This window comes from Vibrio pomeroyi (genome assembly GCA_041879425.1).
In the GTDB taxonomy this organism is placed as follows: Bacteria; Pseudomonadota; Gammaproteobacteria; order Enterobacterales; family Vibrionaceae; genus Vibrio; species Vibrio pomeroyi_A.
Map to the genome: position 1 here is coordinate 1,930,616 of CP090855.1, position 12,522 is coordinate 1,943,137.

Consider the following 12,522-nt stretch of genomic DNA (forward strand, 5'->3'; position numbering starts at 1 on the left):
TAGTTATTTGTTGTTACATAACTTAATTAAGCTCAATCTATTAGGCAGACAGTTGCTCTGCTAAAAACGCATCGGTTTCTGCTCGGCTTGGAATTGATGTTTGAGCGCCAAAACGAGTCACTGAAATTGCTGCTGCAGCATGAGCAAACTTAATTGCGCGTTCTAATGGCATGTCCTCAAGTAAGCCCGTCACTAATGCGCCGTTGAAGGTATCACCCGCAGCGGTGGTATCTGTCGCTTCAACTCGGAAGCCGGCGATTAACTCACCTTCACCGTTTTTACTTACCCAAACCCCCTTCGCGCCAAGTGTGATCATCACCGTCTCGATGCCTTTAGCGTGCAGAGCCAAAGCTGCCTGATGAGCAGATGCGCTGTCGGTTACGGTTACGCCTGTCAGTACTTCTGCTTCGGTCTCGTTTGGTGTGATCACATCAACATAAGCTAGTAAGGTATCCGATAGTGGGCGAGCAGGGGCAGGGTTTAGAATCACGCGAGTTCCACTCTCTTTTGCGGTTTTCGCTGCGTACTCAATGCCTTCAATTGGCGTTTCAAGTTGAGTCAGCAGGTATTTGGCTTCGCGAATCTTCTCTAGATGTGGCTCAATTTGGTCGCAAGTCAGTTTGTTATTAGCTTCTGCAGAAAGACAAATGCTGTTTTCGCCCGTTGCGGATACTTGGATCATCGCAATGCCAGTTGGCGTGTTGTCTGCGACGATAACGCCGTCGATGTTGATGCCGTCTTTAGCGAAGTCTTGACGAATGTTGATGCCGAACGGGTCGTCGCCAACACAGGCGATGAAGCCGATATCTGCATTTAATCGCGCAGCCGCGACTGCTTGGTTTGCGCCTTTACCGCCAGGGATGACCTGATAGTTACCGCCAATCAAGGTTTCACCCGGACGAGGGAACGAAGGAACTTGCAGTACGTGGTCAGCGTTAACGCTACCTAAAACAATCAGTTGAGTCATGATACGAGCCTTATGATATATCGTATTTGAAAATGCATGGGTCTTTCTCATTACGTTAATTCTCGTTACGTAAATTGCTCGCCTTGTTAGCGGCTTATGAGAAACAGCGATGCACTGTCGGGTTTTGCTTTTTTTGAGTCAGTGAGCTAATGAGTTAAGCAAAGCAGGGGATAGGGGACCCCTGCTTTATATCGCGTTACCTAGTAACTATTATTTAGCGATGATTTTTAGAGGTACTGGTACGTACTCATCGACTGTTTCGCCTTTCAGTACTTTGTCTGCCATTTCGATACCTAGAGAACCGATTAGGTCAGGTTGTTGTGCAACTGTAGCGCCAAGCAGGCCGCGGTTAACTGCTGCGATGCCGTCGTCTGTGCCATCAAAGCCAACAATCATTACTTCTTTACCTGAAGCTTGAACTGCGCGAAGTGCACCTAGTGCCATTTCATCGTTCTGCGCGAATACTGCTTGTACATCTGGGTTAGCTGCAAGCAAGTTTTCCATTACGTTCAGACCTTTAGTACGATCGAAATCAGCAGGTTGGCTTGCAAGAAGCTCAAGGTCGCTGCCGTTTACTGCGTTCATGAAGCCTTCACCACGTTCACGAGCTGCAGACGTACCAGCAATACCTTCAAGTTGGATTACTTTCGCTTTCTCGCCTACTTTTTCCATGATGAAGTGACCCGCCATTTCACCACCGATTACGTTATCAGAAGCGATGTGGCTCACTACGTCACCACGGCTTGCGCCACGGTCTAGTGTTAGTACTGGGATGTTTGAACGGTTAGCCATGCGAATTGCGTTAGACACAGCATCTGAATCGGTTGGGTTGATCAGGATTGCCTTAACACCACGAATGGTTAGATCTTCAATGTTCGACAGCTCTTTGCTTGGGTCGTTTTGAGAATCCAGAACGATAAGCTTGTAGCCTAGCTCTTCAGCTTTTGCTTCTGCGCCATCTTTCATGGTTACAAAGAATGGGTTGTTCAATGTAGACAGAACGATTGCCATTGTATCTTGCGCCTGTGCAGACACAGATACTGTTGTAGAAAGAAGAGCAGCAGAAATAAGAGTCGCTAATTTTTTCATGGTGTAAGTCCTTTGTGTAGGGTGAGCTAAGAGGTGAGTCCTAGCTCGTTGTTACATTATTTATAGATTCTAATATTTAAAGGTAAAACAGGGTGTTACTTGTATTAACCTAGAGTGTGAATAGGTTTTATTTGTTTTTGTTGTCGACCAATACTGCCAGAAGAATAACCACTGCTTTTGCAATCATCTGGTAGTAAGAAGATACGTCTAATAGGTTTAGGGCGTTGTTTAGGAAGCCGATAATCAATGCACCAATCAATGTGCCCATGATGCGGCCACGACCGCCGGCTAAGCTTGTGCCGCCAAGAACCACGGCTGCGATTGCGTCTAGCTCATAACCCATACCTGCGGTTGGTTGAGCTGATGACAAACGAGAAGCCACGATGATGCCGGCTACCGCTGCTAGCAGACCACAGATTGCGTAAACGCCGATTTTTACTTTGTCTACGTCGATGCCTGATAGGCGAGTTGCTGATTCGTTGCCACCCAGTGCGTAAACGTAACGACCAAAGCGTGTGTGGTTAAGTAGGTACCATACCGCTGCGAATACCACGACCATGATCCATACTGGAACTGGGATGCCCATTGCGTAGCCTGTACCGAACCAAGCGAACGCGTCTGCTGTGTCTGTGAAGCCTGTTGAGATAGGACGACCATCGGTGTAAACCATGGTTACGCCGCGAAGTAGTGTCATGGTAACAAGCGTTGCGATGAAGGCTTGAACCTTACCTTTGGCGATAATCACACCACTGATAGCACCTAATGCTGCACCAGCTACAAGAGCGGTTGGTACTGCGATCATGACTGGGATTTCCATGCCAATCATGCTGGCAGCGAATGCACCACAAAGCGCCAGTACAGAACCAACACTCAAGTCGATACCCGCGGTTAAGATAACTAGCGTCATGCCCACAGCGATGATTGCGTTAACCGAGGTTTGTCGCAGAATGTTCAGGATGTTGTCGACAGTAAAGAAGTTCGGATTTAAGAAAGAAACGACAACAATCAGGAAGATCAAAGCAATCAATGACTTTTGATCAATCAGCCACTCTTTGCTGATTAACGGTTTCTTCTTTGGCGCTTCAGTTTCAGTTGTTTTGCTCATGGTTTTAGTACTCATGCTGCGTCCTCGTTGATCTTTTTACCGACCGCACACGCCAGTAATAATTCTTGGTTTGCTTCTTTAGCATCAAATTCACCGCTTACACGGCCTTCATGCATCACCATGATGCGGTCACTCATTCCTAACACTTCTGGCATTTCAGATGAGACCAAAATAATGCTCATGCCGTCGGCTTTAAATTTATTAATGAGTTGGTAAATTTCTTTCTTAGCACCGACATCGACACCACGGGTTGGCTCGTCGAGAATCAGTACTTTTGGTTTGGTCATCAAGCCTTTAGCGATAGCCACTTTCTGTTGGTTACCACCAGAAAGGTTGCCGATGATTTGCTCGCGAGTAGGGGTCTTGATGTTGAACAACTTGATGAAGTCATCAACCGCAATCACTTCGTCTTTGTGTTGGATTTGGCCGTTCTTAGTCAGTAGATCCAGTGAACAAAGAGACATGTTCTCTTTCACTGAAAGTCCAAGCACTAAGCCATCGCCTTTACGGTCTTCAGAAATGTAAGCAATGCCATTCGCTAGGCCATCTTTTGGGCTTACCGGATTAATGGTTTTGTTTTCTAGGTTGATAACGCCGCGTTCACTCGGAAGGGCACCGTAAATCACTTTCATCAGTTCAGTACGACCAGCGCCCATCAGCCCAGAGACACCAAGGATTTCACCGCGTTTTAGAGTAAAGCTCACGTCATGAACACCAGAGCCGGTAAGGCCAATCACTTCAAGGCAGGTTTCACCGTGGCTCTGGCCGATACGTGGATATTGTTCGTCCAATTTACGGCCAACCATCATTTCGATTAGGCCATCTTCATCGGTGTCTTTTACTTCACATTGACCAATGAATTTACCGTCACGCAGTACCGTGATGTCGTCACAAATCTCAAAGATCTCTTTCAAACGGTGAGAGATGTAAACGATGCCGCAGCCTTCATCACGCAGTTCGTTAATTACTTTAAACAAAGACTCAGTTTCAGTATCGGTTAGCGCATCCGTCGGCTCATCCATGATGATGACCTTAGACTCAAACGATAGGGCTTTCGCGATCTCTACCATTTGTTGCTCACCAAGACTTAGCTGGCCTAGAGGTGTTTTAGAGCTGTGTTTAACGTTAAGGCGTTTAAGTAGCTTGTCTGCTTCTTGGTACATCTCGTTCCACAAGATGCGACCCATCGTGCCTGTGATTTCACGACCTAAGAAGATGTTCTCGGCGATGGTTAAGTCAGGGATTAGGTTCAATTCTTGGTGAATGATACTAATGCCTGCTTGTTGAGAATCACGAGGCCCTTTGAATGCAGCAGGCTTTCCTTGGTAGGCGATAGTACCGCCATCCAAGTGATAAATACCTGTCAGCACTTTCATGAGGGTTGATTTACCTGCACCGTTTTCGCCCATTAACGCCATTACGCGTCCTGGGTAAACGTTGAGGCTTGCCTTATCCAGTGCTTTCACACCAGGGAAGGCTTTCTCAATTGAGCTAAGTTCTAAAATGGCTTGAGTCATGTCGGTTCCTTTACTCGGGGCCAGTTGTATTTGATTGTTCTGTATATGTATTGCTTTGGTTCAGTGATGACACTGAGCTGTCGTTGCGTTTTGCTTAAGTTAAAAGGTTACGCCAGCTTGGAAAATAACATTCGCGTAAGGCGTGCATTCGCCAGTACGAATCACAGCGCGGCTTTCATGCGTACGCTCTTTGAATTCTTCATGAGTGATGTAAGTAATCGAAAGCGGTTTGCCACAACGTGCTTCTTCCGTTTTGATTTGATCAATCAGCGCTGCGTGATGTTCAGGGCTGACTTTCGCAAATTCTTCTGCAATCACAACGCCTTCGATTTGAGATTCATCAAGCATGGTCTTCACTGTTTGAGCGAAGCTCGGCACACCGTGAGTCAAAGCAAGATCAATACGAGTTACATGATCCGGAATCGGCAAGCCTGCGTCACAAATCGTGATTTCATCTGTGTGGCCAAGAGTCGCCACTAGGTAAGAGAGTTCAGAGTTTATTAGAGTACTTTTTTTCATATCACGACCTATCGAAAAATAACGTTTGATGGGTTGAGAACAACTCAAGAAAAAGCCATCGAAACGTTTCGATAGTGATAATAGTGTCTGATTTATCATTTGCACTATTCACCTTCTTAGAGTGTGATAACGATCATCGAAACGTTTCGATGGGGTGTTTTTTGGTGATCTCAGTCACCGACATTGATTGCATAAATACGAACAAAACTGAGGGCTACAAGGTGTATTCGTCGAACATCAGATTGAATTGAAAGAGGGGATGGTTGTGATGCGTTACTCGCACAGTGTTGTTTGAATCTGGCGTTTTCTAATCCCCAATTCTAGCTAATTAAGTGGGCTCAACCGCTAACGCATAGCCAAACTTGTTGATAGTAACTATTTGGATGTTTGGTGTTCTCAATCGCGCAAAGACATTACGAAGGTTATAAACCACATTAGCCAGAGCATGAGGTGACGAGAGTTCTCCGCCCCAGCAGATATCTACGATGTGTTCTCTCGAAATGGGTTTTCCTACATTCTCTAGCAGTAAGCAGAGCACCGCCAAAAGGTGAGGGCGCAACATTATTTTGTTCCCCTGTGAGTTAGTGATAGTTCGAGCGTCGATATCAAGGGTTAAGCCGTTGAGGTTTATGGTGTGGGTCATCGTGTTTCTGTTCGTCTTATTCTAAATGGTGGAGGTTGATTAGGTCGTTCGTTAGGTGTGCTAGTAATTCAAAGCGCGCGGATTATGCGAAATAACACCACTCTTGAAAGTAAGCGTTCGTAAGTCCGCGCGAATAAAATCTAAAAATGGGATGGTTTGAAAATTGAGTGGAAGGTTTTCTCTAGAAAGGGCGTGTTTTTATTTCTTTATTATTCATGTGTTTATTTGGTTATTACTGATTGTGTTGTTTGAAGTGACAAAGTGATTACATTTTTATTTATTTTTTTGTTTTCTGTGAGCTTAACCTGCTTGCGAATTCGGCGGGGTGTCGGATAACTCTAACAAGATTGTGCAGCAGAGGAAGGCGTAACAATCTTGATTTGTAATAAGTAAGGTCAAGCAGTAATGAACAACAAATTTATTCTAAGCATCGCGATGATGTCAGCATTTGCAGCAAACAATGTAATGGCAGCAGACAGTGGTTTCTACCTAGGCGGCGCAATCGGTACATCTGGCATTGATGATGGTGGGTTAACTGACACGATCAATGAGCCTATTACTTTTAAAGCCGAAGACAATACTTACCGATTAATTGCTGGTTACAAATTTAACCGCATTGTTTCGATTGAAGCTCAATACACAGATTTTGGTGATATAGCCCTAAAAACGAAATCTGGTAATAAGGTTTTCACTTGGACACCTCAAATCTTTTCGGTAACGGCTAACCTTGGTTACACGTTTGATAATGGCATTCGTCCATTTGGCACTATCGGTCTATCGACCATCGATCTAGACATGAAGTTTGCTGATGGCTCTGGCCCTTCAGGGGATGGTTTTGATGATACAGGAGATGGTATCCGTATGGGCGTTGGTGTTGAATATACGCCACCTACGATGTCTTCGTTGAGCTTTCGCCTAGCATACGAAGCCGATGCTTTTGATATCGAAGATTACGAAAACGGACACAAGACAGAAGATACTGTTGTACTGGATTCTTTCTACCTAGGTGCAATGTACACATTCTAAGTTTCACACTTTGCTAAGCGGTAAATCGGTTTCTAAATGGGGCGTCGGTTGGCTCAACCCGTTTGGCTAAAGTGGAAAGCCGCAGTTATTAACCGCGGCTTTTTTAATGCTTATCGCTGGTGAATCTCGATTGAGAGCGTCATCGAATTGCTATGCTTCACGAATATGCGCGGTAACAGAGACGACGGCATGGTCAGTACTGAATTGGTCGTGTTCGAAACTTGGATTGATCAGGTGATGGTCTAACACTGTGTAGCGAGAGATCTCCATTAAGCTCGATGAGTTCTGGCAGTCAAATTCGTTCGACATTAAAATGTAATCCAGAACAGAACCTGAAGCACCGTAGTAATGGGTTGGTTTACGTTGTTCGAGCAAGTCTTCTTCATGCAGCTGATGGTATAAGTCCCAACTGTCTCTTAATCGGAAGTGCGATAACCAATGTCTGCTTGTTTCATCTCGATTCAATGAATAGCTCAACAGCCCTTTGAACTCATCGTTGAATAGAGGCTTGTTAAAATCGCCCATCAACACAACAGGTTGATCTGTCTGGTAGCGTTGATTGGTGATGTATTGATGCAGCATTTGAGCTTCTAGGCCACGTTGAACACTCGATAACCAAGAGCCTAGTTGTTCCTGATGAAGCTTAACCAAGGTTTCGCTTTGTGGCTTTTTATCTGCTGAGCTGTCACTGGATTCTTGCGGTTCAGTTTTGGGTTCGGTTGGACGTTGCGATTTGAAGTGGACAACATAACAGTCGGTCGAACCTAAATGGGGTAATGTAATGGTCGCGTGAACAGGCGTTCGGTTGAATGAAAATTTGTCGTCAAGGTGGAAGGCTGAAAGTAGCTCTGAATCCGGTGTCACTGGCTGCACATTTTCAATCGGGTAACGCGATGCGATACCAACGACGGGGGAGGTGTACAGGTAATCATCTTCAACATGTGCGCTATCGACCACCGCAAAGTATGGATAACCCATTTCCTTCATTAATTGCTCTAAAGATTCAGGGCTAAAGATCTCTTGAAAGCCAATCACATCACAATCGGATGAGCGGATCGCTTCAGCTATCCAGCCTTGCTTCTTTTGCCACTCCTCGAAGCTGTAGATGTTCTCAAAATCATAATAAGCATTCGGTGGTTCGAGGTAATTCAAAAGATTGAACGTTGAGAATGTTATTTGGTTTGGTTTATTCAAAGTGTCATTCCATTTAGACCTAGGCTGCAAGGATACTCTAGTGAAAGTATAGTTTGTTGATTATTTAGAACCTAAATTTCACTTTTGAAGCGAATCAAAGGGAATCTAAGCCGTGGAGGCTTGTGTCATTCAGGCTAGATCAATCTTAGTGGTTCTGCTTTAACCCGTACTTTCCAACGTCACCAAGCTAATCAACTCAATCAAAGGAACCAAAGCTAACTGCAACCTATAACTTCGAGCGGTGACGAGTAATTTGTAAATAAACCGTCAGAGATGAAGTGCTGATGGTTTTATTAGTTATTACATGATGTTAGATTTGAACCTATACTTGTTTTAACGGTGTGCATTCAAAGCCGATTAATCAAGTTGAATATCGAATTCATAACATTTGAAGGGAGAGTCAAATGGGAACAGTTTTCCGAAGCAAAGCCTCGCAGCGCACTCAGTATTTCAGGTTAAATTTAACTTCATGTGCAGTCATGCTGCCGCTTATTGCTCTATACCCCTCCGTTACACACGCCTCTGATACCGAATCCACTCCTGCCGTCACCGTTATTGAAACCACTCAACTGGTTGGTTTTGGTGAAGCGAAATATCCAGTCGATTTCACTCACTTTGATTACGTTAATCCTGATGCGCCAAAACTAGGTAAAGTGACCTACGGCAGCATTGGCACCTACGATAGCTTTAATCGATTCGGTTCTCGCGGCGTTGCGGCAAGTTACACGGGTGAAATTTACGATACCTTGATGTTTTCTCCGAGCGACGAGATTGATGCGTATTATCCATTAATCGCCTCAAAGGTTCGCTACGCCAGTGATTTCACTTGGATGGAAATCGATATCAATCCAAAAGCTAAGTTTAATGATGGCGAGCCTATTACGGCTCATGATGTGGCATTCACCTTTAATAAGTTTTCAACCGAGGGTGTGCCTCAATACCGTGTCTATTACAAAGAAATTAAGTCAGTCACCGCGGTTTCTGATCTAGTGGTTCGTATTGAGATGGAGAAGCCAAACCGCGAGAAGTTGTTTAGCTTTGCCCAAAGCACTCGCGTACTGCCAGAACATTATTGGAAAGACAAGAAGCTGTCTGAACCTCTAAGTGAGCCGCCTGTAGGCAGTGGTCCTTATAAGATCATCAGCTATAAATCAGGTCAAAGCGTGACTTACGGTTTAGATGAAAACTACTGGGCTGCCGACCTGCCTGTAAACGTCGGTCGTAATAATTTCAAGGAAGTGCAATACGATTACTACCGTGACGACACGGTAATGCTAGAAGCCTTTAAAGCAGGGGAGTTCGACCTTCGAACGGAAAACTCGGCTAAGTTCTGGGCAAACTCTTACACAGGCGCGAACTTCGACAAAGGCTACATCATCAAAGAAGAGATCAACCATGAGAAGCCAGAAACGACTCAAGGTTTTGTCTTCAACATTCAATCTCCTGTGTTCTCAGATCCAAAGGTTCGTGAAGCGTTAACCTACGCGATGGACTTTGAATGGATGAACAAGAACATGTTCTATGGACAGTACAAGCGTACTCGTAGTTACTTCCAAAACACCGACTATGAAGCGAAAGGCTTGCCAAGCGAAGCTGAAGTAGCGTTACTGTCTCAGTACAAAGATCAAATTTCACCACGAGTGTTTACGGAAGAGTTCCAACCACCAGTCACCGATGGTAGCGGTCGTATTCGTAGCCAAATGCGTACAGCTTTCAAATTGCTGAAAGAGGCGGGTTGGGTGCTGAAAGACAAAGTCATGACCAACGAAAAGACCGGCAAGCCGCTGTCATTTGAGTTGTTGATTTACAGCCCGACGACGGAACGTATTGCAACGCCTGTTCAGAAGAACTTGAAGCGCATGGGTATCGAGATGAAGATCCGTACCATCGATACGACTCAGTACATCAAGCGTCTTCGTGACCGAGATTTCGACATGGTCTCTTCGTCATTTTCTGCAAACCCTTATCCTAGCCCGAACTTAATGATTGTTTGGAACTCTAACTACATTGATTCTACTTACAATACTGCAGGTGTGATGGATCCAGTGGTTGACGCGTTAACAGAACAAATCGCGAGTAATCAACAGAACCCAGAAAAGCTTCTGACTTTAGGTCGTTCACTAGACCGAGTATTGCAATGGAATTTCTACAACATTCCTCAATGGCACGTTGGTGAATATCGCGTGGCAATGTGGGACAAGTTTGAGCGTCCAGATGTATTACCTAAATATGACTTAGGTATCGATACATGGTGGATTTCAGAAGAGAAGGCAGCTCTGCTTCCTGAAAAACGTCGCTAGGAGTTAGTTAGCATGGCCGCGTATATATTTCGGCGTTTACTGTTGGTGATCCCCACGCTGTGGGCGATCATCACCATCAACTTTTTCATCATTCAGATTGCGCCTGGTGGCCCGGTAGAACAAGCCGTTGCTCAATTAGAAGGGCATAACTCTGGCATCATGGAGCGTTTTTCTGGTGGTGGACAAGAAGTTGATTTAAGCGAAAGTGATCAAGCATCTGCCAGTGGTTATAAAGGCTCACGCGGGCTTGATCCTGAAGTGGTTGAAGAGATCAAAAAGCAGTTTGGTTTTGATAAACCGATTCACGTTCGCTATTTTGATATGTTGAAAAATTACGCGACCTTTAACTTTGGTGAAAGCCTGTTTAAGGGCGGTAACGTGATTGATTTAATCATCGAGCGTTTACCTGTCTCCATCTCCTTGGGGTTGTGGAGTACGCTAATCATCTATGTGATTTCGATACCCTTAGGCATTATGAAGGCGATACATCACGGCTCTCGCTTTGATATTTGGTCGAGTGCGGTGGTGATTGTCGGCTACGCGGTGCCGGGCTTCCTGTTTGCGATCATCCTAATTATTTTGTTCGCGAGTGGTAACTACTTCAGTTGGTTCCCATTGCGTGGCTTGGTGTCGAGTAATTTTGATCAGCTTAATTGGTATCAGCAAATTGGAGACTACTTCTGGCACTTGGCGTTACCTATTTTTGCTATGGTCATCGGCGGCTTTGCCACATTGAGCATGCTGACCAAAAACTCCTTCCTTGATGAAATCAATAAGCAATATGTGGTGACCGCGAGAGCGAAAGGCTTGGACGAGAGCAGCATTCTCTACAAGCACGTTTTCCGTAACGCTATGCTGATCATTATTGCGGGTTTCCCAAGCGCATTTATTAGTATTTTCTTCACGGGTTCTATGTTGATTGAAGTGATGTTTTCACTCGAAGGCATTGGGCTGCTTGGCTTTGAATCGACCATTCAACGTGACTATCCCGTGGTGTTCAGTTCTCTCTATATCATGACCTTGCTTGGCTTGGTGCTGAGCATTATCTCCGACCTGACGTATACCTGGGTTGATCCTCGAATTGATTTTGAAGCGCGTTAATGGCGAACGAATAACAAGGTATTGATAATAAATGTTTAACAACCCTTTAGCTGAAGCTCGTTGGTTACGTTTTAAAGCAAACAAGCGTGGTTTTATCTCTCTTTGGATATTTACCATCTTGTTTGGCTTGAGCCTGTTCGCTGAAATCATTGCCAACGATAAGCCACTCTTAGTTTCTTACGATAATCAGTGGTTTGTGCCTGTTATCAATGAATATGCTGAGACAGAGTTTGGTGGCGAGTTTGAAACTGAAGCCGACTACAAAGATCCGTATGTTATTGAACTCATTGAAGAGAGCGGTTACATCGTGTGGCCAATCATTCCGTTTAGCTACGACACTATAAACTTCGATATTTCAGGTGCGGTGCCATCGGAACCCGATTCGGTGAACTGGCTAGGAACCGATGATAAAGGGCGAGATGTATTAGCTCGTATCATTTATGGCTTCCGTATTTCCGTTCTATTTGGTTTTATTCTGACGATTGTATCGAGTGTGATCGGTGTCGTCGTCGGGGCAACACAAGGGTACTACGGTGGCTGGGTTGATCTATTCGGACAGCGCTTCATTGAAGTCTGGTCTGGTATGCCAACTCTGTTCCTGTTGATTATTTTGTCGAGTTTTATTGAGCCGAATTTCTGGTGGTTGCTAGGGATTATGGTGCTGTTCAGTTGGATGAGTTTAGTAGGCATCGTGCGAGCGGAATTTTTACGCTGCCGAAACTTCGATTATGTGCGCGCCGCGCAGGCCATGGGTGTTGATGATAAACGCATTATGCTTCGTCACATGCTGCCCAACGCTATGGTTGCATCATTAACCATGATGCCGTTTATTCTTTCTGGCTCGGTGACCACATTAACCTCATTAGATTTCTTGGGCTTTGGTCTTCCTGCGGGTTCGCCTTCATTAGGTGAACTGTTGGCGCAAGGTAAAGCGAACTTACAAGCGCCTTGGCTTGGTATCTCTGCTTTCGTTGTGCTTTCACTGATGCTTACGTTACTTGTCTTCGTTGGTGAAGCTGTACGTGATGCCTTCGACCCACATCAACAGAAGTAAGGATAGG

The 12,522-nt window shown here is 45.0% G+C and carries 11 protein-coding genes; 4 read left to right on the forward strand and 7 right to left on the reverse strand.

The window, feature by feature from the left end; translation table 11 throughout:
* Positions 1-40 precede the first annotated feature (40 nt).
* From rbsK to L0992_24490, 6 genes are all read right to left on the reverse strand, one after another.
* Positions 41-967 (reverse strand): ribokinase, encoded by a 927-nt coding sequence (rbsK, locus tag L0992_24465; protein XGB69524.1) that lies wholly within the window; start codon positions 965-967, stop codon positions 41-43.
* A 210-nt stretch (positions 968-1,177) separates the two neighbouring features.
* Positions 1,178-2,056 (reverse strand): ribose ABC transporter substrate-binding protein RbsB, encoded by an 879-nt coding sequence (rbsB, locus tag L0992_24470; protein ID XGB69525.1) that lies wholly within the window; start codon positions 2,054-2,056, stop codon positions 1,178-1,180.
* A gap of 127 nt (positions 2,057-2,183) precedes the next feature.
* On the reverse strand, positions 2,184-3,176 hold the full coding sequence (rbsC, locus tag L0992_24475; protein ID XGB69526.1) for a ribose ABC transporter permease: 993 nt from the start codon (positions 3,174-3,176) through the stop codon (positions 2,184-2,186).
* Complete coding sequence (rbsA, locus tag L0992_24480; protein XGB69527.1) at positions 3,173-4,678, reverse strand: ribose ABC transporter ATP-binding protein RbsA; 1,506 nt, start codon at positions 4,676-4,678, stop codon at positions 3,173-3,175. Before rbsA ends, rbsC begins: the two co-directional genes overlap by 4 nt.
* Positions 4,679-4,777: 99 nt before the next feature.
* Positions 4,778-5,197 carry a D-ribose pyranase gene (gene rbsD, locus L0992_24485; GenBank protein XGB69528.1) on the reverse strand — a complete coding sequence of 140 codons (420 nt, stop codon included), beginning with the start codon at positions 5,195-5,197 and terminating at the stop codon, positions 4,778-4,780.
* 328 nt (positions 5,198-5,525) lie between these two features.
* Positions 5,526-5,840 (reverse strand): winged helix-turn-helix domain-containing protein, encoded by a 315-nt coding sequence (locus tag L0992_24490; GenBank protein ID XGB69529.1) that lies wholly within the window; start codon positions 5,838-5,840, stop codon positions 5,526-5,528.
* A gap of 405 nt (positions 5,841-6,245) precedes the next feature.
* On the opposite strand from L0992_24490, the gene L0992_24495 reads away from it, so the two are divergent.
* Positions 6,246-6,866, forward strand: a complete 621-nt coding sequence (locus tag L0992_24495; protein XGB69530.1) for a porin family protein — start codon at positions 6,246-6,248, stop codon at positions 6,864-6,866.
* Positions 6,867-7,016: 150 nt separating this feature from the next.
* On the opposite strand, the gene L0992_24500 is transcribed toward L0992_24495, so the two are convergent.
* Positions 7,017-8,060, reverse strand: a complete 1,044-nt coding sequence (locus L0992_24500; GenBank protein ID XGB69531.1) for an endonuclease/exonuclease/phosphatase family protein — start codon at positions 8,058-8,060, stop codon at positions 7,017-7,019.
* Between the two features lie 404 nt (positions 8,061-8,464).
* Here L0992_24500 and L0992_24505 point away from each other — a divergent pair, with 404 nt between their 5' ends.
* Genes L0992_24505 through L0992_24515 form a run of 3 tightly spaced genes read left to right on the forward strand, consistent with a single transcriptional unit; the run spans position 8,465 to position 12,515 of the window.
* Positions 8,465-10,360, forward strand: coding sequence for an extracellular solute-binding protein (locus L0992_24505; protein ID XGB69532.1), 1,896 nt, complete (start codon positions 8,465-8,467; stop codon positions 10,358-10,360).
* 12 nt (positions 10,361-10,372) lie between these two features.
* Entirely contained in the window at positions 10,373-11,461 is a 1,089-nt protein-coding gene (locus tag L0992_24510) for a microcin C ABC transporter permease YejB (GenBank protein XGB69533.1), read from the forward strand.
* Between the two features lie 31 nt (positions 11,462-11,492).
* Positions 11,493-12,515 carry an ABC transporter permease gene (locus tag L0992_24515; GenBank protein XGB69534.1) on the forward strand — a complete coding sequence of 341 codons (1,023 nt, stop codon included), beginning with the start codon at positions 11,493-11,495 and terminating at the stop codon, positions 12,513-12,515.
* Positions 12,516-12,522: the final 7 nt, after the last annotated feature.

Coding starts and splice junctions, on each gene's coding strand:
- L0992_24495 (XGB69530.1), top strand. CDS start 6,246: ATGAACAACAAATTTATTCTAAGCATCGCGATGATGTCAGCATTTGCA.
- L0992_24510 (XGB69533.1), top strand. CDS start 10,373: ATGGCCGCGTATATATTTCGGCGTTTACTGTTGGTGATCCCCACGCTG.
- rbsC (XGB69526.1), bottom strand. CDS start 3,176: ATGAGTACTAAAACCATGAGCAAAACAACTGAAACTGAAGCGCCAAAG.
- L0992_24515 (XGB69534.1), top strand. CDS start 11,493: ATGTTTAACAACCCTTTAGCTGAAGCTCGTTGGTTACGTTTTAAAGCA.
- rbsD (XGB69528.1), bottom strand. CDS start 5,197: ATGAAAAAAAGTACTCTAATAAACTCTGAACTCTCTTACCTAGTGGCG.
- rbsK (XGB69524.1), bottom strand. CDS start 967: ATGACTCAACTGATTGTTTTAGGTAGCGTTAACGCTGACCACGTACTG.
- L0992_24505 (XGB69532.1), top strand. CDS start 8,465: ATGGGAACAGTTTTCCGAAGCAAAGCCTCGCAGCGCACTCAGTATTTC.
- L0992_24490 (XGB69529.1), bottom strand. CDS start 5,840: ATGACCCACACCATAAACCTCAACGGCTTAACCCTTGATATCGACGCT.
- rbsB (XGB69525.1), bottom strand. CDS start 2,056: ATGAAAAAATTAGCGACTCTTATTTCTGCTGCTCTTCTTTCTACAACA.
- rbsA (XGB69527.1), bottom strand. CDS start 4,678: ATGACTCAAGCCATTTTAGAACTTAGCTCAATTGAGAAAGCCTTCCCT.